Origin of the sequence: Bacillus sp. Marseille-P3661 (assembly GCF_900240995.1) — a bacterium.
Classification (GTDB): domain Bacteria; phylum Bacillota; class Bacilli; order Bacillales; family Bacillaceae_J; genus OESV01.
In genome coordinates, this window is record NZ_LT965958.1 from 103,848 (window position 1) to 125,123 (window position 21,276).

Annotated in this window: 21 protein-coding genes and 1 pseudogene; 17 read left to right on the top strand and 5 right to left on the bottom strand. The window is 36.2% G+C overall.

Annotation, left to right across the window (positions count from 1 at the left end):
- The first annotated feature begins 8 nt into the window (after window positions 1-8).
- From C1724_RS23165 to C1724_RS23215, 12 genes are all read left to right on the top strand, one after another.
- Window positions 9-380 carry a TadE/TadG family type IV pilus assembly protein gene (locus C1724_RS23165; RefSeq protein WP_102349125.1) on the top strand — a complete coding sequence of 124 codons (372 nt, stop codon included), beginning with the start codon at window positions 9-11 and terminating at the stop codon, window positions 378-380.
- A 2-nt stretch (window positions 381-382) separates the two neighbouring features.
- The gene (locus C1724_RS23170; protein WP_102349126.1) at window positions 383-1,105 is read left to right on the top strand and encodes a pilus assembly protein TadG-related protein; all 723 of its coding nucleotides are present in this window, start codon (window positions 383-385) and stop codon (window positions 1,103-1,105) included.
- A gap of 48 nt (window positions 1,106-1,153) precedes the next feature.
- The gene (locus C1724_RS23175; RefSeq protein WP_102349127.1) at window positions 1,154-3,163 is read left to right on the top strand and encodes a hypothetical protein; all 2,010 of its coding nucleotides are present in this window, start codon (window positions 1,154-1,156) and stop codon (window positions 3,161-3,163) included.
- A gap of 24 nt (window positions 3,164-3,187) precedes the next feature.
- Complete coding sequence (locus tag C1724_RS23180) at window positions 3,188-3,481, top strand: hypothetical protein (RefSeq protein ID WP_102349128.1); 294 nt, start codon at window positions 3,188-3,190, stop codon at window positions 3,479-3,481.
- 238 nt (window positions 3,482-3,719) lie between these two features.
- The gene (locus C1724_RS23185; RefSeq protein ID WP_102349129.1) at window positions 3,720-4,892 is read left to right on the top strand and encodes a TraB/GumN family protein; all 1,173 of its coding nucleotides are present in this window, start codon (window positions 3,720-3,722) and stop codon (window positions 4,890-4,892) included.
- Window positions 4,893-5,040: 148 nt separating this feature from the next.
- Window positions 5,041-5,688, top strand: a complete 648-nt coding sequence (locus tag C1724_RS23190) for a CPBP family intramembrane glutamic endopeptidase (protein ID WP_180994424.1) — start codon at window positions 5,041-5,043, stop codon at window positions 5,686-5,688.
- A gap of 123 nt (window positions 5,689-5,811) precedes the next feature.
- Entirely contained in the window at window positions 5,812-6,228 is a 417-nt protein-coding gene (locus tag C1724_RS23195; RefSeq protein WP_102349131.1) for a hypothetical protein, read from the top strand.
- An 801-nt stretch (window positions 6,229-7,029) separates the two neighbouring features.
- Window positions 7,030-7,170 (top strand): hypothetical protein, encoded by a 141-nt coding sequence (locus C1724_RS25840; protein WP_180994425.1) that lies wholly within the window; start codon window positions 7,030-7,032, stop codon window positions 7,168-7,170.
- Between the two features lie 179 nt (window positions 7,171-7,349).
- Window positions 7,350-7,658 (top strand): heme biosynthesis protein HemY, encoded by a 309-nt coding sequence (locus C1724_RS23200; RefSeq protein WP_102349132.1) that lies wholly within the window; start codon window positions 7,350-7,352, stop codon window positions 7,656-7,658.
- A gap of 159 nt (window positions 7,659-7,817) precedes the next feature.
- Window positions 7,818-8,354 carry a hypothetical protein gene (locus C1724_RS23205; protein ID WP_102349133.1) on the top strand — a complete coding sequence of 179 codons (537 nt, stop codon included), beginning with the start codon at window positions 7,818-7,820 and terminating at the stop codon, window positions 8,352-8,354.
- 214 nt (window positions 8,355-8,568) lie between these two features.
- A complete protein-coding gene (locus C1724_RS23210) occupies window positions 8,569-9,840 on the top strand; it encodes a metallophosphoesterase family protein (protein ID WP_102349134.1) in 1,272 nt (423 codons plus the stop codon).
- A complete protein-coding gene (locus C1724_RS23215) occupies window positions 9,840-13,364 on the top strand; it encodes a YhaN family protein (protein ID WP_102349135.1) in 3,525 nt (1,174 codons plus the stop codon). The genes C1724_RS23210 and C1724_RS23215 overlap by 1 nt, the downstream gene beginning before the upstream one ends.
- Window positions 13,365-13,435: 71 nt before the next feature.
- Here C1724_RS23215 and C1724_RS23220 read toward each other — a convergent pair whose 3' ends face one another.
- The gene (locus C1724_RS23220; RefSeq protein WP_102349136.1) at window positions 13,436-13,804 is read right to left on the bottom strand and encodes a hypothetical protein; all 369 of its coding nucleotides are present in this window, start codon (window positions 13,802-13,804) and stop codon (window positions 13,436-13,438) included.
- A gap of 801 nt (window positions 13,805-14,605) precedes the next feature.
- A complete protein-coding gene (locus C1724_RS23225; protein ID WP_102349137.1) occupies window positions 14,606-15,055 on the bottom strand; it encodes a hypothetical protein in 450 nt (149 codons plus the stop codon).
- 274 nt (window positions 15,056-15,329) lie between these two features.
- On the opposite strand from C1724_RS23225, the gene C1724_RS23230 reads away from it, so the two are divergent.
- The 4 genes and pseudogenes from C1724_RS23230 (at window position 15,330) to C1724_RS23240 (ending at window position 17,700) form a co-directional block, all read left to right on the top strand.
- Window positions 15,330-15,719 carry a hypothetical protein gene (locus C1724_RS23230; RefSeq protein ID WP_102349138.1) on the top strand — a complete coding sequence of 130 codons (390 nt, stop codon included), beginning with the start codon at window positions 15,330-15,332 and terminating at the stop codon, window positions 15,717-15,719.
- Between the two features lie 57 nt (window positions 15,720-15,776).
- A complete protein-coding gene (locus C1724_RS23235; RefSeq protein WP_102349139.1) occupies window positions 15,777-16,757 on the top strand; it encodes a hypothetical protein in 981 nt (326 codons plus the stop codon).
- Window positions 16,758-16,899: 142 nt separating this feature from the next.
- Window positions 16,900-17,304, top strand: a pseudogene (locus tag C1724_RS26495) (helix-turn-helix domain-containing protein); the annotation flags it as partial.
- Between the two features lie 18 nt (window positions 17,305-17,322).
- Window positions 17,323-17,700, top strand: coding sequence for an aspartyl protease family protein (locus C1724_RS23240; protein ID WP_142386589.1), 378 nt, complete (start codon window positions 17,323-17,325; stop codon window positions 17,698-17,700).
- 45 nt (window positions 17,701-17,745) lie between these two features.
- On the opposite strand, the gene cidR is transcribed toward C1724_RS23240, so the two are convergent.
- Window positions 17,746-18,678 (bottom strand): cidABC operon transcriptional activator CidR, encoded by a 933-nt coding sequence (gene cidR / locus C1724_RS23245; protein WP_102349141.1) that lies wholly within the window; start codon window positions 18,676-18,678, stop codon window positions 17,746-17,748.
- 164 nt (window positions 18,679-18,842) lie between these two features.
- Between cidR and C1724_RS23250 the strand changes: the two genes are divergently transcribed.
- Window positions 18,843-19,208 (top strand): DUF488 domain-containing protein, encoded by a 366-nt coding sequence (locus tag C1724_RS23250; protein ID WP_102349142.1) that lies wholly within the window; start codon window positions 18,843-18,845, stop codon window positions 19,206-19,208.
- Between the two features lie 140 nt (window positions 19,209-19,348).
- Here the strand turns inward: C1724_RS23250 and C1724_RS23255 are convergent, their stop codons facing one another.
- Window positions 19,349-20,341: an acrylyl-CoA reductase family protein gene (locus tag C1724_RS23255; protein ID WP_102349143.1), complete on the bottom strand. Its 993-nt coding sequence runs from the start codon at window positions 20,339-20,341 to the stop codon at window positions 19,349-19,351.
- 104 nt (window positions 20,342-20,445) lie between these two features.
- Window positions 20,446-21,270 carry an enoyl-CoA hydratase/isomerase family protein gene (locus tag C1724_RS23260; protein ID WP_102349144.1) on the bottom strand — a complete coding sequence of 275 codons (825 nt, stop codon included), beginning with the start codon at window positions 21,268-21,270 and terminating at the stop codon, window positions 20,446-20,448.
- Window positions 21,271-21,276 lie beyond the last annotated feature (6 nt).

Consider the following 21,276-nt stretch of genomic DNA (forward strand, 5'->3'; position numbering starts at 1 on the left):
GTGGGGAAATGAAGAGCAACCTTAAAAAATATACAAACAATGAAAAAGGCTCTCAAGTAATCGAATTTGTTGCTTTGTTCCCTTTAATCATTTTATCAATTCTAATTATCTGGCAAATTGGCTTAATTGCGTTTTCGTTAGTTGTGGCCGAATCAGCTGCTCGCGATGGTGCACGAGCAGCTGCCATCCATGATCCAAATTGGAAACAAGTTGCAGAGAATTCTGCCTCAGGTCTTAATGTTATCGTAACCGGAGGACCAGGTACAACAGAAGCAAAGGTAAATGTTGAGGTGCAAGCGCCTGTTGTTCAGTTGCCTTTTATTAATGATATCTCTTTTTCCTATACGGTTGATGCCGTTATGCCAATGGAGGAAGACTAAATATGGAGTTACACAATCTAGTAAACAATGAACGCGGAAGCGGAACAGTGATCATCATGGTTTGTATGGTCCTAGCGGCCATCTTTTTAGGATTACTTTTTTTTGACTTTTCAAATGTGTTTATAAATAAAAGAGTAACACAGACAGGTGCAGATGCTGCAGCAATGGCTGCTGCAAAAACAGCCAATAGTTATATGCGGATTGACCTTCAGGATAAGACACAAGAAGCGCTGGATGATTTAGGTGATCGTTGGGATGATTTTTTCCAGGATGCATTGGATGCATTTAATGCCGGAACAGGACCGGATCCATACCCGATTGAAGATCTGTTGGATGATTTCGTAACGATTGTCGAGAACGAATTAGGGAAATCCATGCCGGGTGATGTTAAAGCTTGGATTTTGAATCATGCTGAATCAGTGACGGCGGAAACAGCAATGAAATTTTTCTTCAACGATGATGAAGTGAATGAGATGGCATGTAACGCAGTTAAGCTTCACTTAGATGAAGCCGAACAGGAAGCTGAAAAATATGCCTTAAAGAATCAAAATGACAAATTGATTGAGATGACATTTATTCCAGAAGATTTTCGGATTTATGTTCAAACAGAACGTAAAGGAAAATATACGACTGTGTCAGATAATATGGTTCCTGCGGTGACCTCAGAATCATCAGCAAAAATTGGGGATCCAAAAGGATATAAAGGTAAAATTTCTTGTAGTTAGCACATAGTAATAGCTTGCTAGAGTGTTATGTTTAAGGAAGGTGAAGAAGTGGCGCTAGTGCGAAATAGGGGATTTAAAGCTGCCCTTTTCATAAGCTTAGCATTTTTATTAAGCTTTCAACTATTGATAGTTCAAACGGTTTCTGCAAATGTAGAGGAAGTAGAAACCGAACACCTACAAATAAGCAAAACCGAGCCTGGTGATAGCAAAGATTCAGCAGATGGCGGCGGTGGAGACATACCATGGTATGAAAAAGTATTAAATGGAATCAAAGATTTTGGAGAGCAAGCATTAAATAAAATAGAAGAGTTTGGTGAAACCCTTAAAGAAGGCTGGGGAGACTTTAAAGATTGGCTTGCAGATACATGGGTTGCCGATGCATGGGAATGGCTCAAGGATAATGAATGGGTTCAAACCATTATTGCCGGTGTCGTCGCAACAGTCGTGATTGTCGGCGGTATCGTCATCGTTGTTGGAACGTTCCCAGCTTGGGGCACAGTGGCGATTATAGGCGGTTTTGCTGTTGGTGCTGGATTTTTATACCAATGGCTTGCAGGAGACGACTATAGTTTTTGGGGAGCCTTAGGCAGTTCATTAGTTGGTGGCCTTTTAGGATATGCTGGTGTAGCCACTGGTGCTTTTGCTTGGTTAAGAGGTACAGCAGCTCCTGCGGCTTGGAATTGGATAAAAGGAACAGCGGCACCATGGGTAGCTCGACAAGCAAGAGCAGGTTGGAATTGGCTAAAAGGAACAGCATGGCCTTGGCTTAGAGGTAAAGGAGTTGCCGCTAAAAATTGGCTTACAAGAACGGCATGGCCGTGGTTAAGGACGAAAGGAACAACTTTTTGGAGAAATCTTACAGCACCATATGCAGTTCAAAATGTATTGTCCGTTATGCTGAGAGGTGCTGGTATTGGTTCTGCTGCAGGGATAGTTTCGAATTTGATGTTAGTTTTATTAGGCGAAGCAACATTTTCTTTTAAAGATTTGTTGATTGATGGTTTATTAGGCGGACTTACAGGTGGTCTTTTAGCACCTATCTTCCTCCCAGGGGTTGCCTTAAGTGGTACTTTGCTAACGGGTATTGGTATTTGGGGCGGAATAGAGAATTGGCTTTCAGGTGGTCTCAAAGAAGGTGACTGGCTAAGTCTTGAAAACTTTATTATTGGCGGTGCGATCGCAGTTGGTTCTTCAAAATTGCTAAGTCCATTCATTAATAGATTTGTTCCGGATGATATTACTTCCGATTCAATTGGTAAAGTTATTGAAGAAACTTTAAAAGGACGTATAGGCGATGGGTTAGATTCATTGCGTAATCCCGGTGAGAATCCTACTAATAACTCTGGGTCTAGTGGAGGCGAGTCAAAACCTGAAGGAACACAAGGAAGTGGAAATGAGTCACAACCACAGCCTGAAGTAAATCCAGGCAGCGGAGCTGAGCCACAATGGCAGCGAGAGGTGAATCAAGGAAGTGAAACGGAGCTACAGCCTGAAGTAAATCATGGCAGCGGAGCAGAGCCGCAGCCAGAGGTAAACCAAGGAAGTGGAACGGAGCCACAGCCAAAAGTAAATCATGGCAGCGGTACAGAGCCGCAGCCTGAAGTAGACCAAGGAAGTGTAGCGGAGCCACAACCAGAGGTGAATCAAGGAAGTGAAACGGATCCACAGCCAAAAGTAAATCATGGCAGTGGTACAGAGCCGCAGCCTGAAGTAGACCAAGGAAGTGTAGCGGAGCCACAACCAGAGGTGAATCAAGGAAGTGAAACGGAGCCACAGCCAGAAGTAAATCATGGCAGCGGAGCAGAGCCGCAGCCTGAAGTAGACCAAGGAAGTGTAGCGGAGCCACAACCAGAGGTGAATCAAGGAAGTGAAACGGAGCCACAGCCTGAAGTAAATCAAGGCAACGGTGCAGAGTCTATGCCAGATATGAATCCAGACTCTAATACAGAACCGCAGTCACATATAAATCCTAAGCCTGAAACTGGAACAGGAAATCAACCAAGAGCTACACAAATGCCTAGCGGCGCAGCAATAAAACCAATTCCATTCAATAATTAGTGATGGTCAGAGGGGAGGATTGCTTTGAAAAAGAGTTTGTTTACTAAACTTGTTTATTCCTATTTTATACTAGTGATCATCGCATTTGCTATATACGGGTTCAATGTGGCGGATGCTAATTGGGAAGTAAATGTACAGGAGGAAAAACCTACCTTAATATTATTCACTGTTTTATTTGGCATTGCGCTCGTGTTATTATCCATCGATGGCGCTGGTGTTCGAGATAAAGGTACAAAAATTAAAAGAAGTACGATATACGCAGGTCTTTCAATCGCAGTATTCTTTTTAATATGGAGATTATTAATGGGGATATTTTAAAGATATTTTAGTTTTGGCTTTTTAGTGTAGGATTTGAGAGGGGAATATACGGGTTAATTGTTATCTTTTTGGTAGGGGCATACTAGCTTCTACCATTTCGTTTTTTTAGCCCAATATATAAAAGTTTATATAATTAATGTTTCCGTTTATTCAAATCTTTGTTTTTATTGTATAATGAAGAGGTTACATAAAAAGGAACCGAACAGAGGCAGTTAACGCTATAAAAGGAAGGTAATGTATGGCAGTTGAACACGAGAGCATAACTAGAATTGAATTAGACGGTAAGGAATACATATTAGTTGGTACTGCACACGTTTCAAAACAAAGTGCTGAATTAGTAAAAGAAGTTATCGAAAGTGAAAAACCAGATTCTGTTTGTATAGAATTAGATGAACAAAGATATAAATCCATCCAAGAAGGCAATAAGTGGAAGGATATGGACATATTTAAGGTTATTAAGGAAAAGAAAGCAACGTTATTGCTGATGAACCTAGCTATTTCATCTTTCCAGAACCGCATGGCCAAACAGTTTGGAATAAAAGCAGGTCAGGAAATGATTCAAGGAATTGAATCAGCAAAAGAAGTAGGGGCTGAACTAGTCCTAGCTGACCGAAATATTCAAATTACATTTGCGCGGATTTGGAATGGCGTCGGATTTTTGGGAAAAGGTAAATTACTTACGCAAATTTTATTTAGTATTGTAAGTAATGAAAGCATATCAGAGGAAGATCTTGAAAAGTTGAAATCTCAGGATATGCTCGATGCAATGCTGAACGAATTTACAGAGTCTTTTCCTAGATTAAAAACTCCGCTAATTGATGAAAGAGACCAATATTTAGCGCAGAAAATTAGAGAGGCACCCGGTGAAAAAATTGTTGCGGTTCTTGGTGCGGCTCATGTTCCAGGTATTAAAGAAGAAATCAAAAAAGATCATGATTTGAAGCTTTTAAATCAAGTACCACCTAAATCCAATGTTCCTAAAATTATCGGTTGGTCAATACCGGTGTTAATTCTTGCAATCATAGCATATACGTTTTACGCAAATCCTTCTGCGGGGATGCAACAAACGCTAAGTTGGGTATTGTGGAATGGAGCTCTTTCTGCAATTGGGACCGCTATTGCTTTAGGTCATCCACTTGCGGTTTTAACAGCCTTTATAGCCGCACCCATTACATCCTTAAATCCATTGCTTGCTGCTGGATGGTTTGCCGGATTTGTACAAGCTTATATACGCCGACCAAGTGTACGTGATTTTGAAAATCTTTCAGAAGATGTATTCAGTGTAAAAGGGTTTTGGAATAATAAAGTTACACGTATTTTACTAATCGTAGTATTGGCGAATGTAGGGAGTTCTTTAGGGACATTTATTGCAGGTGCGGACATCATTCGTGTGTTTTTTGAGAATTTTTAGTTCGTAAATTTTATGATAAAATATAGGTTAAACTAAAATAGCACTCTAATGGCAAAGCTAATACAAGCTAAGTCATTGAGTGCTATTTCATTTAATGCGTTTATGATAATGAGTATGTATTACTTATTAATTAATGGAGAAGATTTTGATGAAAAACATGCATCTCTTACTTGTTCCTACAATTATGATTTATGTAGGACTACAGCTTTTAAGTAATATTTTTATTACCTTTCTATTGTTTTACTGTTGGTTGTTGATTGTTCCTTTGCTCGAAAAAAAGAAAACAAAGTTTATTCTTTTGGGATCGATCAGGGGTGATTCAAAAAATATATTTTCAGTTGGAATTTTAAGTGGCTTACTATCTTTAAGCTTTGTGTTTGGCGGCTTACTGTTGCTTCATCCCTCTATTATTGACGTAGATCATATCCAATCTATATTAGACGAATGGGGGTTTACTGGTAGGGCTGTTATTGGATTAATTATTATTTTACTTGTCGTGAATCCTATTCTCGAAGAGGTTTACTGGCGTAGTTTTATGTACCAAAAACTAAAAGCAGGAATGAAAGCAATTTATGCCAATTTAATTACTTCGTTTTTTTATACACTGTATCATTTATTAATTGTAATTCCAATATTTCAAATGCCGCTTAGGGCAATAGCAGTTATATCTGTATTTTTAGCAGGGATTTTTTGGGGTTATTTACGTGAAAAAACAAATTCTATCATTGGATCAATCATAAGCCATTTATTAGCCGATTTAGGGATTATCTGTGCATATTGGTTTATTATTAGGTAAAATATTTTCTTTTAAAAACTTCTTTATACATAAACTCATGCTATTTGTTAAAAATAGGTAACTGAAGTAATTAAAACATTTTAATAGAAAATTACTTCCAATAGAGAGGGTTGTTTTAGACCGATGTTATCATTTCGTGGTGATGCTCATAAAGTGTATCTTCAATTAAGAAAGAAAGCAAGCAGTTCCGAATCTTTCTTACAGATTAAGGATTTAGATGAAATCGATGAAATAGTAAATTTTTATCGATCTTTAGATCGTCAAACATTGAAAAAAGTTTATTATCGGATGATAAAAGAAAAAAATGGTTCAGGAATTATTCCCATCTTTGTAACAGCGATACCGTGGTTTTTATTTCTGTTTTCAAAGCAATTACAAGAGATTTTATTTCAAGATGGAAGTTTTCTTTGGGCAATATTTGGCTTTATCTACTTTTTTGCTCTTACTACAAGCGTAGTTTTGCATTTTCGCGAAAAAGCATGGGCCGCTTTTCATATTGAAATTATCCAAGATATAATAGCTGAGGAAAACACCGTATAGCCCCGTAATTTGTGAGAATAAGGAACTGAATGTCCGGCGAAAACAGTATGCGGACATATGGTTCGTTATTTATCCGAAAAAGGCTGTTTCACAGAGTAATGCGGACATTGAGTACGCTATTTTATCTAAACAAGGTCACCAGATGCTGAAAAGAACTAAGGTATTCAATGTCCGGAAAACTCCGCAAAGCCCCGTAATTTGTGAGAATAAGGAACTGAATGTCCGGCAAAAACAGAATGCGGACATGTAGTACGCTATTGTATCCAAACAAGGTGACCAGATGCTGAAAAGAACTAAATAAGGTATTCAATGTCCGGGAAACTCCGCAAAGCCCTGTTTTTTGTGAGTATAAGGAACTGAATGTCCGGCAAAAACAGTATGTGGACATATGGTTCGTTATTTACCCAAAAAAGGCTGTTTCACAGAGTAATGCGGACATGGAGTACGCTATTTTATCTAAACAAGGTCACCAGATGCTGAAAAGAACTAAATAAGGTATTCAATGTCCGGAAAACTCCGCAAAGCCCTGTTTTTTGTGAGTATAAGGAATTGAATGTCCGGCAAAAACAGAATGCGGACAAATGGTGCGTTACCATTCCCGAAAAAGGCTGTTCCATAAAGTATGGTTAAAATTTGTAATTTGTAATTAATAACAAACAAAACGATAGACACTGCTAGTATTTCCTAATAAACTTCTGCAGAAACAAGCATATTTTTCAAAGTATGACATTAAAATACCTTCGTAATTTTCATTCTCGCTGCACAACCTATAGTTAAGCTTGTCAATAGGGGGAATGAAAATTGGATGAGCATTGTTTTTACTGCAACAACACAATTGAAGAACTATATTATCATGGTCTTTTTAAAGAAGAAAATGATTATGTAGATAAGCCGCTTTGTCCTGATTGTTACAGAGAATGGCTTATAGGGATAAAAGGTTAATTTTTGTAATAATTGGAAAAGAAGCAAATCGCCTTCTTTTCCATATTTTGTAGCAAAATAGATACATAATAGTGGACAAGTTTATGTAAGTGGCGTATATATTAAATTATCTAGCCTATGTTAATTGGGTAAAATAGGTATGTAAATAAATACATAGAAGAATCATGGAGGAACAGACTATGAAATGCAAGATTAATCGAAATGCAGAAAAAAAGTTAACAGAAATGCTGAACAGTCCTGGAGGAGAAGGTAAAAAGGTTCGAGTTTTCATTACATATATGCATGGCGATCACGCGCATTATGATGTGAAATTGGACACGCCGACAGAGCATGATGAAATTGTTCAAACAGACAAGGGAATTGAGGTACTATTAGACAAACGTGAAGAATTTTTAGATGGAGTTTGGATCAAATACTTTTATGTTCCACAAGAAGGTTTTGAAATTACGAATCCTTCTAAAGAACCGCAAGGCCATCACCATCATTAAAAGCTAATACATATTTTCAATTAATCCTCTTTTACCTAGAGGATTTTTTTGCGTCTTTATCTAAACAAACATACAGAAACAACCAATGCGCGTATGGGAAAAATGACACTCTTTACCGATAGGTTCGTGTGGTAAAATATGGTGTAAAGGAGTGATGTTTTGAAAACTAGAAATATTGTATCAAATATTTTGTTTTATATTGGTGTTGCCGAGATGATTGTAGGTATTATTCTTGGTTTTTTATTTGCAAGACCTGAATCTGATTATCCTGGTACGTTTATTCCTTCTATATTTTTCTCATGGGCTTTGGTGGGCTTTTTAATTGGAATGTTATTTATAGGTTTTTCAGAGGTTATTAAACTATTAGATAATATTAATAATAAATTAAACGGTGGAATCAACTTTGAGCATAATCATAAAAAAGTAGGTCAAAATGGATCAATGTTAAAGGATGAACAGACAACAACGCAATGGACATTAAGTGATGCCGATATGGAAAAAATCATTAAAGAGTATAAAGGAAAAAAGGTAATTAAAGATATCATTCAAACTCCATACGAAGATTATTCAATTGTTACATTTGAGGGAATAGATGAGGTTGATATCGTCAACACATCGGGATTTCATGCTGTTTTATTGTCAGATAACGTAGAGCCATCTATGTATAGTTCAATTAGGGAGTGGTTTGTAAAATAAGCATTAAATAGCTGAATTCTTTGAGGAATATACAGCAAATTTCGACAAGTGACAGGCACCATAGAATGATGGTAAGATAGTGTGTAGTGGGACATATGTTCTGTTTTAGTTTTTTCTAGTAAACATTGAAAGTTTGTGACAATTAGTTGAACTTAAAGGTTTTTTGATTATATAGATAGAAGTTGTAGAGTGAATTAGTTGGGAGGGGATGGGCTTGAACTTTTCTTTTATACATGCTGCAGATATACATTTAGATAGTCCGCTAACAGGGCTTGAACAGTACGAGGGTGCACCGGTTGATAGAATTCGTAGTGCAACGAGGGATGCTTTTAAGAATTTAGTAGACTTAGCCATCGAGAAACGAGTTTCATTTATTATTATTGCTGGTGATTTATATGATGGTGATTGGAAAGATTACAATACTGGATTATTTTTTGTAAGTCAAATGGTTCGATTACAAAAAGAAGGGATTAAGGTCTTTCTTATCCGTGGAAATCATGATGCTGCTAGTTTAATAACAAAAGAGTTGAAGTTACCTGATAATGTCGTTGAATTTTCTACAAAACAAGCTGAATCATATCTAATAGATGAATTAGGTGTGGCCATCCATGGGCAGGGATTTGCAACTCGTTCGGTTGAAGAAAATCTGGTGAAGAACTATCCAACTCGAAAAGAAGGCTATCTCAATATTGGAATTTTACACACCAGTGCAACAGGACGTGAAGGTCATGAAACATATGCACCATGCTCGGTTGATGATATGAAAGAAAAAGGCTATGACTATTGGGCATTGGGACATATCCATTTACGTGAAGTTCTCCATGAAAAGGATCCTGTGGTTATATTTCCAGGTAATATCCAGGGGCGTCATATTAAAGAAACTGGGGACAAAGGCTGCACCCTTGTAATCGTAGAAGATGGAGTCATTTCAGAGCTTGCGCATCTTTCTCTAGATGTATTGCGCTGGGAACTTTGTGAAATTGATGCGAGTGGAATCGAAAGCTTTGACGATTTACTAGAAGAGACTCGAAACGTTTTAGATCAAACATTGCAGCTTGCAGAAGGACGATTTTTAGCTGTACGATTTAAAATATATGGAGCAACGAAACTGCATCAAGAATTAATTGTGGCAAAAGATCATTTCGTTAATAACCTTAGAACAATCGCAATAGAGGTTGGTGCTGGGGATATTTGGGTTGAAAAAGTAAAAATTGAAACAAGCCGTTTTATTAATATCGACGAATTAAAAGCACAACATACACCTGTAGCCGTTATTTTAGATTATATTAAGACGGTTTCCGAAGATGATGTTACATTATCCGAGCTACTTTCCGAGTTTCAGGACATACAAACAGTCCTGCCATATGAGCTCCGCCAAGGAGAGGACGGATTAGACTTAAGCGATGTTGAATTTATTAAAATGCGTATCAATGAAGTCGAGGATTTAATTTTGTATTATTTAACGAAAACGGAGGTGGAAGTGTAATGAGAATTGACTATTTAAATTTACGGGCATTTGGTCATTTCACAGATTACGAGCTTTTATTTGATGCTTCTAAAAACTTCCATCTAATCTATGGTCCTAACGAGGCTGGAAAAAGTACAACATTACGCTCGATTACCCATTTTCTATATGGATTTCCACAACAAACCAATGATTCATTTCTTCACAGTAATGCAAAACTACGAATTGAAGGTCAGCTCCAAAAAGCAAATGGCGATATACTCCAGTTTATTCGTCGCAAAGGAAATAAAAACACAGTCCTCGATCTCAATGGAGACGCTGTTAACGAAGAGCTGGTGACAAACTTTTTAAATGGCATTTCAGAGCAACAATTTTTAAATATGTTTGCTCTTGATCATATTCGGTTGCGCGAAGGTGGTGAAAGCTTACTTCAAAGTGGTGGAAATCTAGGTGAAAGTATGTTTTCAGCTGCTTCCGGCATAAATATATTACGTAAAGTGTTTGAAGAACTCGAGAAAAAAGCTGGAGATCTTTATAAAAAAAGAGCAACAAAGTCAGAACTAAATCAAGTTATTAAACAAATTAAAGAGTTAAAAAAGAAGATTAATGATCATCAATTAAAGATTCAAGCGTGGAAAGATCTTGAGCGAACATATAATGAGGGAAAAAAAGAAATTGCTGAGATGATTAAGCAAGTCAAGACGCTACGAAGTGAGCAAGAGAAACTGCAACGTATTAAACTGACATTGCCGAAAATCGCTAAACAACGCGAATTGGTACAAAAGCTTAGCGAATTAGGTGATGTACCTAGCTTACCAGAAAATATTAAAGATATTCGTCAAAGAGCACAGCAAGTGCTTGAAATATCGACAAAAGAGAAAAATAGAGCAGAAGCAGAGATTACAGCATTGCAGGAAGATTTAAATCGAATTGTCATTCCAGAAGGTCTTATCCAACAAGCTACGATTATTGATAGTCTTTATCGGGAAGTTCAAACCTATCAAAATAATGAACAGCTTTTACCTAAACTAGCTGGTGAACGAAAGCAACTTGAAGAGCGTGTGCTTACTTTAATGAAGGAAATTGATGCTACACATGCAAATCTTGCAAACATTGATTTATTCCGTCTTTCTGCAGCGAAAAAAGAAACGATACGCACACTTTGTAAGCAAAAGCCTTTACTTGATCAAACCATTGAGAGAGTTGAAAGTGAACAACAGGAGATAAATGAAGAATTACAGCAGAAACAAGCTGAACTTCAACAACTTGCTGACTTACCAAACATTGATAACTTAGAAATTGTCATTGATACGGTAAAGCGTGCAGGTCAAATTGAAACAACGTATAAAACGTTAATATATGATAATGAGCAAAAAGAATTGCAAATTGCTGAAGAACTTAGAAATTTACCTCAGTGGAATGGAACATATGATGAATTGGTAAACATTCCTGTTCCTGGATTAACAGAAACAATTAAGAAATTTGAACAACAACGTAATACGTTGCTGCAAAAACTCCAAAAAGTTTGCGATCAAATTGATAATCAACAAGAAACCATTGAAATTCATGAAGAAGCTATTCGCGCTTTAGAATCATTGGCGGAAATTCCATCAGAGGAAAAGTTAGAAATTGTTCGGGCCTTTCGTCAGCAAGGTTGGCAATTTATTTTATCCAAGTTACAAGATGGTAAGTGGGACGAGCGTATAGAGGACTATACAAAAGGACAAGCCATTGAAACTGTTTATGAAGAAAGTGTACGGGATGCAGATGGTATTGCAGATAAAATGAGAGTCGAGGCAGCAAAGGTCGGAGAAAAAAATAAGCGATTAGCAGATATTGGCATATGTAAAAAGAAAATAGTGGAACTTGAGCAGGAGAAAGCATGTATTAACGAGGAAATTGCAAAATGGAAAACCGAATGGAATAAGCTCTGGCAACCTGCGGGCATTACGCCGTTAACACCAGAAGAGATGGAAGAATGGCTAAGAAAGTTCGTTAAAATCAAAGAAATGTCGCATGAGTTTAATAAAGCAAAAGCGATGATTAAAGATTTGGAAGGTAAGATAACGCAATATAAACAATCCTTGCTAACTGCTCTTTCGCAAATTAATCCAATTTTAGAAGAAAAATCACTTGATGAATTATTAACAATTGCTGAAAAACAATTGAAGAAAATTCAAACAGATTTATTTAAGCGTAAAAGTCTTCAAGATAGTATCGCTGAAATTAAACGCAGAGTAGATCATATAACAGTTAAAAAAGCTGAGATTGTAGCTAAAATAAGAAATTGGAAAAGTGATTGGACGGAAAGCATCAAGGGCACGGCAATTTCAGAAACAGCGCCAGTACCTGTCGCAGAGCGCATACTCACTATTTATGAACAATGTGCACAAGCATATGACGAGTTCAATAAGGTAGAAAGAGATCAGGACACAATAAAGCGCCAAATTGATCAATTTAAAGATAAAGTTGAAAACATGTTTAACTCTTTAAATATCCAATTAGATCAAGACAGCATGGATCTTGCAGTAAATAAATTGCATGCCACACTTCAACAAGCAAAGCAAGATGAAGTGGCTATTACAAACATTTCTAGTCAGTTGAAGAAACTTCAGACGGCGATTAAAAATGCAAATTCCGAAATTGAGAATGCTGAAACGACTTTAACGAATTTACTCAACCAAGCCCATTGTGATGATTTAGAACAACTAGAAGAGGTTGAACGAACATTTGCACTTAAGAAAGAGTATGAATTGAGCCTTAAAAACATTGAAGAAGAGCTACTGCAGCTTGGTAATGGTTTATCTCTTCAAGCGATCATGAACGAAACGGAAAATATCGAACATGATAGCATCGGTATTGAGCTAGAGGAAATCAACCGTAAGCTTGATGAAATTGAACCACTTCGTTCACAACTAGAACAAGAGCATGGTGTTGTGAAGAAGGAGTATGAGGAAAAAATTCAAGGCAATAACACCGCATCAGTTAAATCTGAACAAGAGAAAGAAAGTTTATTAGCGCAGCTAGCGAATCTAACGAATCAATACATCCAGTTGAAACTGGCATCGACTTTGTTACAAAAAGGAATTGAATATTATCGAAATCAAAATCAAGACCCTATTTTAAAGCGTGCTAGTGAATTATTTGCTAAGCTAACTCTACAATCTTATGCTGGATTAATCGTAGACTATGATGAGAAAGACCAACCCGTATTAATGGGTTATCGAGAGAATGGTGACAAAGTACCAGTTACAGGCATGAGTGATGGTGCAACAGATCAATTATACCTTTCACTTCGAATTGCGAGCATTGAGAAATATGCAGAGGAAAATGAGCCTATTCCATTGATTGTTGACGATATTCTCGTTCACTTTGATGACAATCGCTCAACCGAGACTTTAAAAGTATTGCTAGAATTATCAAAGAAAACCCAGATTATTTTCTTTACTCACCATGCAAGATTAGTAGATATTGTTAAAAATTACGGGGAAGAAAACGATTATCAGCTAACAGAAATTAGAAGTAAAGAATTTATCGGTGTTTGATGTTATGAATATAAGAAAAAGGAAATCGACAAGTGCCTGGCACTTGTCGATTTTGTTTTTTTTTGTAAATTTTAAGCTCCGATTCCGACTATTGATTCGGGCTCAATTCCAAGCACTAATAAACTAATGTTATCATAACCAACTTTATTTAATTTATTAAGCGTTTGTTTGATAATATGTATATGGCTGTCATTTTTTAATTTTTCTATTTCACTACTATATAGGTTTAATACAGAATCACTAACGAAATTAGGGCATGCTGTACCTGGTTCTTCATCCATGATTAAACAACCCATATATTGATATTTAAAATGTAAGGCTCTAGTTAACTGTACAATATGCTCCAATTTTTCAAATGTAAGTGGATATGAATTCTTAAGCTGATTCATCGTTTCTTTGGCAATTAATAAATCATTATGATAGCTGACTGTAATAGACATTTTTTGTTAACTCCTTTGTTAATAGCTCCGCTAAGGCCTCGTTTTGATAATAAAAAGAAGTACACGGAATTTTATAGTTTTTTCAAGAGTACACCTATCGGTTTAATATGTAAAATGGATAGTTTTCATGTTTAATATAGATATTGTCTATGTTAGTATTTTCGAAGTTATCAATTGGAGGTTGTAGACACTAATAGTAGAATTACAAAAAAAATGAGGGATGAATTGCTAATTAGTTCGGTTCAGAGGTAGAAAAATTAACATTACAAGCATTTTAACAAGCGAGTTTGCATTAAAATTTGCTCGTTTCTCTGAGTGGAGACGAGAAGGCTGAAATCTGTGGGCGACTGAAGGATAAGTTCCGAGTATTCTCTGGCAAATGATCTCTTCCGATTCAGGAGGCTTCCGATTCAGGAGCGGTGATAAGCTTTCGTAATCCTGTAAAAACGGAAAGAGTTATGCTAGCCTTTCTCCAAACAACGAAGAAAACAGACATCAAACGTTAAAATAAAAACTTATGATTGAAAAAGTGTTAACATTACAAAGTTTGTGAAATTCAAGGCAATTAAAAAGATAAATCATTAGGAACATAATTTTGTAATTATTTATTCCCCTGAATATAGAGAATTAATAAACTTCACTATATTTAGGGGATTTTTTTCTTATAGGAATAACTAAGTATACCTTTTTACATGAAATGCAAATCAACTTCAATTACAGAAGGTAAACAGTCTTATATTAAATGTTCCCACAGTTTAATATCAGTTTATAAAGAGGTTAGATAACACGCTACTTGTTCCACTAAGAACTAAAATATGGGGTAACGGGGGAACCCATTTGGGCTAAAAAAGCCTCTGTTTGTTTAATTAATGATTTATACATATTTTCTAAATCTAAGAATTGCAAGTATTTCGCATTCCATTCTGCCTGTTGTGATGCATTTATTATATTGACCGGTTGGCTTACCCAATGGTTGAAATTTGCATTGTTTTCTAAATATAAGTTGATATATGTTTGTCTCTGTTTTTTGGCTAATTCAATACTAGGATTTACACCAATAGGAACTTGAGGTGCGTAATATCCACCACCTTGACTAATTGGATGGGTAATAATTGGCAGTAATTGTTGAAGGTAGCTAGTTAGGGCTCCAAGTTGTGAATGACCAGTTTGCGGAAGTGAGGGCTGTACAGGCTGTGCAGGTTGCATAGGCAGATGTTGTCTATTGGGATGATGCCAATAAGAATAAAACAATATGATTTCCTCCCTGTTAATGTAATGATTTCTTATATAACTATGTAGGGGACTAGACGAATGAAATAGGGAAAATACCCAATTTTACAGGGGTTATTTAGATAAGGGAAAAGAGTTTGAAATAGAAAGTTCTTTTGACTGTGGGTTAGCGTTTCTTTCTCATTTATGATTAACAATTCTAGAGCTTTTATAAAAAAGAAAAGCAGGCACCAACCCTTTTTGGTCTCATATATATGTATAAGTATTTATAATTATCTAAGAAAGGTGAATGATTTTGTATATTTATCCAAATAGGTATTTCAGAAGACAAAATAATGTATTAGATAAAATACTTGCCTGTCACAGTCAAAATAGATGGGGAAGGATCACATTTCAAGATGGAACCAATATTGTGGCCTTTTTAAGCACATATGATTTTTTTAGAGGTGGGTTAGTTTATGTTCCTATGGGGACATATACGATTACATGTAATGGAATTTCCCTTGATTCTGTTCAAAAGGTTCAAAATTGTATTGGAAAAACAGCTATGTTGACACTTCCAAATAACTTAAGACTATCATTTACGATTGATGGTACTGATCAATATGAAAGTATCGGTGGATGGCTTAATATGAATGAACTTTTAAATATGATGTCACTTGTAACGGATGTCACTTGTATTTAGGTTCATAATAAAATACAAGCCATGCTCTTAATTTTAATAGAAAAGGAGTTCCTTAGTATGAATGATTCAAGCTCATATTATAGAGAGCAACAATGGGTTGAGTCGAAAGATAATTCAGATATCTTAGAATATCCAGGTGGATGGTATTATCATAAGAAAAGTCAGATGTATTCATATTATGACGAGGATGAAAAAAAATGGTATTTGTATGATATGAATAAAGATCAATGGTATGATTATAGTGCCGCTGTTTTCTATTGTCAGAACCCGGCCGTCAATGGAACTTGTACAACTACCGATCAAGTCACTGTAGAAGAGGATGAAACTGTTTATGTTCCTCATGAGGTACTTGTTGAAATTGCTTTTGCTCTAAATACGAAAGTTAAACCATTGATTGAACAGTTGCGTGCTTTTGAGAGTGCATCAGATCAATCTGGTGCGCGGTCGATTATGGATTCTATTTATAATGAAATAAATGTTCTATCAGGTAAAGCATTTGAAAAAGAGATCTATCCTGTCGCACAATTTTTAAGTGATGTAGCAATTAAACTCCATAACTTAAAAGAGTATGCTACTCCAGCCATGAGTTTTCGTGAAATAGCAGAGAAAACAGTTAATATAATGAATAGAGTAGTACCAGGTGTTGGTGAAGCCATTCCTGTATTTTATCAGACTCGACCAATACCGCTAATGCTTGCATTACAATCAGCGACTTTAGGTGCTGGAATAATAATGGTAATGTATGCAGGATATGATTGGTTAGACACTAATATATGGCCTTTGATTGAATGTTGGGATCGTACTCCAGGTAATTTTGCTGCAATAGAAAAGTGTTTACAAGGTCCTCCGCATCACAAGGATATAGAAACTACAAGAAAGCTTGTTGTATCGCTTAAAACTGGGTTGGGTGTCGCCGAGAGTAAAGGTTGGTATAAGCCAGAAAAGAAAAAGAAGAGAGATGTACTGGATTATCGAAATAGGGATACTGGTTTATTGAATTATTATCCAGGGTATTATCCTAATTATCCTTTTTATTAAGACTCAGGTATGGATCCCCGCTGAATATCTATGATACCGGTGCCAGACATAATTAAATATTAATGAAGAAAATGCGTTAAAAGAGCAAATTATTATTTTTCCAATATTATAGATAGAAGGAAATGACTAATTCAGTAAAGGAATTGGTCATTTTTGCAATGAGTTAAAAAATGTATTTTCATTAGATGAACTATCAAATTTATAGGATATTCCTCTTGTTATTTTTCTTTAAATTTCACCAAGTAACAGGTATAAAATTAGGCGTTATAATCTTCTTAGAAGATTTTGTATTTATCAATGGAAGACTTGGCGAATAATAAGAAAATTAATGATGTTTGCCTTTGAAATTACGATTATTCTTCACAAGTAGCATTTAGCAGGGCCTATAAACCTGTTTTTTGTTTAAATCCTAGAGAATATTAACTTAACAAGCTTCCTGTCCAGTCAGTTGTTAAACTTACTATTATTAAAGATGGGGAATGGTATAAAATGAATATTTATAGATAAATTGAGTGAAAAGTTACAACACGAGAAGAGTGAGTTGTTTAGATATACGTGAGAAGAAATGGACAGGGCTAAGAAAAATATGATTAAGATAAAAGAATTATCAGAATTCCCATTTTTAGAGGCTACTGTAACATTTCGTGGGCAAAGCATAAAATTAGAAAATGTTTTAATTGATACAGGTTCTGCTGGAACAATTTTTAATGTCAATAAACTCGAAACAAAAGGAGTTAAACCAGAAGCAAATGATGTTACTCAAACAATCCAACGAGTCGGTGGACTTAAGTTTGTTTATACTAAAAATATAGATCAAATCTCTATTAACGATATTTGTGGAAGAACAGGATTATTAAAAACGCAGAGGGCTAAAACCTCTGCGTTTTTCTGTGTGATTTTGTTGTCCAAAAGTTTCCGATTTACCGTGATATTAACCTTATGAATTCGATTTTTCTACTTCACAACCGAACTACTTACTGAAATTTCCTCATTCTTTTTCTAAATTAAGCATTTGGTTCATTGGTTTTACTTCCTGAAGTAATATATGTTGTTCTTTATAAAACTGTAACCAAGCTTTTGTAGCAATTGAAAGATATTGATGTTTATTCCAAATGATTGCAAGTTTCCACTTCAGCGGGGGATTTGAAATTTTGACTGCTTTGACTTTCTGTTGGTTTAAATGATTGCAAATACTTTTAGGTAATAACGATATTCCAAGTTTTGCGGCGATCATATCTTCAATAAATGGCCATTGTGTAGTTTCGGAAACAATGTATGGATTATAGCCCACACTGTTGCAAGCGAATATAATGCGGTCATGCAGAACATAATTTTTATTCAGTAAGATGAAGGATTCCTTTTCAAGTTCTGCCAAATGTACTTGTTCCGATGATGCAAGGCGATGTGAAGGATGAAGAAGTAGCATTAAATCTTCCTCCAGTATTGTAAAATGATTAAAGAGCTCATTTTTTGTTGGCAGGACAACGATACCGATATCGAGCAAGTTATTATTTACATCTTCTTCAATTTTTTTTGAACCTTCTTCCATGAATTGAAAGGTAATATTGGGATATTTTTCATGGAAAGCTCCTATTGTTTTAAGAAAAAGATGCGCATCAAAAATAGGTGGTAAGCCGATTCGAATATGTCCTTTTTGTAATCCTGACAAGTTGTCTAATTCAAGCTCAAGGTTGCGAAAAGCTTTGTCCACTAATTTAGCTTGCTCTAAAATAACTTGTCCAGCATCTGTTAGTGTAAGGTTTTTTTTAGTCCGCTCAAAAAGTGGGAATCCTAGCTCAATTTCAAGGTTTTTGATCATTTTACTTATCGTCGGCTGTGTAATATATAGATGATCTGCGGCCAGTGAAAAGCTATTATATTTAGTTACTTCGATAAAATATTGTAAATGTTTAATATCCAACTTGTGCACCTCTTACAATCTAGTTGTTTTTATGTACTATATTAATAAAACAAGTTTAACATAATAATATTGCTAGACTATTGCAATTCTGTTAAAAGTTGAAAGAATCGATGCTTTATTAGCGTAGGTAAGAAGTTAATAATAAATGGAGGGGAGGTACGTATATGCGTCATTCATTTAGAATAAAACGAATATATGAAAAAGCAACGGCTGATGATGGCTACCGGGTATTAATTGATCGTATATGGCCTAGAGGTGTATCAAAAGAGAAGGCAAACATTGATTTATGGGCAAAAGAGGTAGCTCCAAGTTCTGAGCTACGCAAATGGTTTTGCCACAAACCTGAGCGTTTTTTAGTATTTCGGGAAACCTATTTAAACGAATTACAATTACATCCTGAAAAGCAAGAAAAAATAGCATATTTAAAGCAACAATCAGAACAATCAAATGTCACTCTTTTATATGCTGCCAAAGACGAAATACATAATCATGCTGTAGTGCTTTATGAATATATTATTGAAACACAATAATTATACAAATAATAAATCAAATCCCCAAACCAAATAATCGAAATCGACAAGTGCCTGGCACTTGTCGATTTGGAGATGGTGCTTATCGATCGAGTATTGGCACTTGTCGATTAGTTGGCATTATATAAATTACTAAGGCATTATTTCCCTATCTTAACGACTTTTCTTCCCAGTACAGTTCCTGAGAGGATGTCTTTAAGTGTTTGCGGTAATTCCGCGGGAGATATTTCACTAGTAATTGTTTCTAGTTTTTCATGAATTCTCAAATCAGTTGCTAGCCGTTCCCATGCATGTTTGCGCTGCTGATATGGAGTAAAGACTGAATCAATACCGAGAAGGTTAACACCTCTTAATATAAATGGATGAACAGTTGTCGCAACATCTGCGCCGCCTGCAAGGCCCATTAAGGCAACCGATCCACCGTATTTTACAGTCGATAATAGATAGGATAGGGTATTACCGCCGACAGGATCAATAGCAGCAGCCCAGCGCTGGCTCAGTAAAGGCCGCTTATCACTTTTAGTAACTTCTTCACGATCTAGAATTTCTATCGCACCTAATTGCTTGAGGAAGTCGTGTGCCTCTTTTTTCCCTGTACTGCCATATACTTCATAGCCTAAATCAGTCAGCATGGCTACGGATAAACTTCCAACACCGCCAGTTGCACCGGTTACTAATACCGGCCCCTGATCCTTTATTAAGCCATTGTCTTCAAGTCGTTGAATGGCTAGCGCTGCTGTTAATCCTGCAGTACCAAATGCCATCGCTGCTTTTAGTGTTAATCCTTTTGGTAGAGGAATGACCCAATCACCAGGTACTCTTGTATATTCACTATAGCCGCCAAAATGGCTAACACCTAGGTCGTAGCTAGTAACAATAACTTCATCGCCTGCTTTGAAGCGTTGATCTTTGGATGACTCCACTGTTCCAGCTAGATCAATGCCAGGAATAAACGGATAATTTTTTACAATTGGACTTTTATCAAGCGCAGCTAAACCATCTTTATAATTCACACTTGAGTAAGCAACTTTAATAGTTACATCGCCTTCTGGAAGGTTATCTAAAGTGTAATTGCGTTCGTTTAACAGGACCTTTTCGCCTTCTTTTTCTAATACATATGCATTGAACCCCATTTTTCCAACCCCTTTTTAGATAGTTTCTCTATAATTCTATATCGTTCCAATTAAATCCTGCCCATACTTCTAAAAGAATCAATACTGATGTCACTGTTAACTTCCTACAAGCTAACATTTTGAAGAAAAGCTTTAAGACCCTTTTCGCGAATTTTCTGGGCTGTTTCAGCAACTTCCCTTTCTTGCTTTAAGAAAAACATCGAAATGGAAGTTTCTAAGTTATAATCAAGTGCATCACGGAGATGCTGTAATTCATAGGTTTTGTTAATTGACTTCTTTGTTAATTTAAGCGCAGATGCTGGTATTTTACTGATTTTGTTCGTTAGTTTCGTCAGTTCATTTTCTAGTTGTGCGGTAGGTGCAACTTTATTATAAATACCATATTGTAAAGCTTCTTGAGCCGAAATGGTGTCTCCCGTAAATAATAGTTCTTTAGTTTTTCGAATGCCAACTACCCATGGCAGCATTAAGGTAGGGGGGGCTGCCCCAAACTGAATTTCGGGCTCGCCAATTTTAGCAGTATCAGCAGCTAGAGCTAAATCTGTGGAAAGGACCCAATCCGCTGCACCTCCAAGTGCATGTCCTTCTACTACAGCAATGGTTGGTTTCGTTAATTCCCACAATTTAATGGATACAGCTAGCAAGGATTCTAAGTGCTCGCGCCATACCTCTGAAGGTTCAGCACCAATAGGTTGTGGCAAATCGTACACTTCTTTTAAATCAACTCCAGCGGAAAAATGCCCGTTACTCCCCCTAATAACGACCACTTTAACCTGTTCATTTGTATCTGCAATAGTTAACGCTTCGAGCACTTCAAGAGCCATTTGCCTATTTATTGCATTCATCACAGTAGGACGGTCTAGAATAATCGTGGCGACGTGTTCGTTTGTTTCACAATATATGGTTTTATATACAGTTTGAATATTCATGCTACT

What these genes read in the sequence shown, in the direction of transcription:
- C1724_RS23165 (WP_102349125.1), top strand. Translation starts at nt 9, where the DNA reads ATGAAGAGCAACCTTAAAAAATATACAAACAATGAAAAAGGCTCTCAA.
- C1724_RS23250 (WP_102349142.1), top strand. Translation starts at nt 18,843, where the DNA reads ATGCGTCATTCATTTAGAATAAAACGAATATATGAAAAAGCAACGGCT.
- C1724_RS23190 (WP_180994424.1), top strand. Translation starts at nt 5,041, where the DNA reads ATGAAAAACATGCATCTCTTACTTGTTCCTACAATTATGATTTATGTA.
- C1724_RS23235 (WP_102349139.1), top strand. Translation starts at nt 15,777, where the DNA reads ATGAATGATTCAAGCTCATATTATAGAGAGCAACAATGGGTTGAGTCG.
- C1724_RS23170 (WP_102349126.1), top strand. Translation starts at nt 383, where the DNA reads ATGGAGTTACACAATCTAGTAAACAATGAACGCGGAAGCGGAACAGTG.
- C1724_RS23240 (WP_142386589.1), top strand. Translation starts at nt 17,323, where the DNA reads ATGGACAGGGCTAAGAAAAATATGATTAAGATAAAAGAATTATCAGAA.
- C1724_RS23200 (WP_102349132.1), top strand. Translation starts at nt 7,350, where the DNA reads ATGAAATGCAAGATTAATCGAAATGCAGAAAAAAAGTTAACAGAAATG.
- C1724_RS23260 (WP_102349144.1), bottom strand. Translation starts at nt 21,270, where the DNA reads ATGAATATTCAAACTGTATATAAAACCATATATTGTGAAACAAACGAA.
- C1724_RS23195 (WP_102349131.1), top strand. Translation starts at nt 5,812, where the DNA reads ATGTTATCATTTCGTGGTGATGCTCATAAAGTGTATCTTCAATTAAGA.
- C1724_RS23255 (WP_102349143.1), bottom strand. Translation starts at nt 20,341, where the DNA reads ATGGGGTTCAATGCATATGTATTAGAAAAAGAAGGCGAAAAGGTCCTG.
- C1724_RS23215 (WP_102349135.1), top strand. Translation starts at nt 9,840, where the DNA reads ATGAGAATTGACTATTTAAATTTACGGGCATTTGGTCATTTCACAGAT.
- C1724_RS23185 (WP_102349129.1), top strand. Translation starts at nt 3,720, where the DNA reads ATGGCAGTTGAACACGAGAGCATAACTAGAATTGAATTAGACGGTAAG.
- C1724_RS23220 (WP_102349136.1), bottom strand. Translation starts at nt 13,804, where the DNA reads ATGTCTATTACAGTCAGCTATCATAATGATTTATTAATTGCCAAAGAA.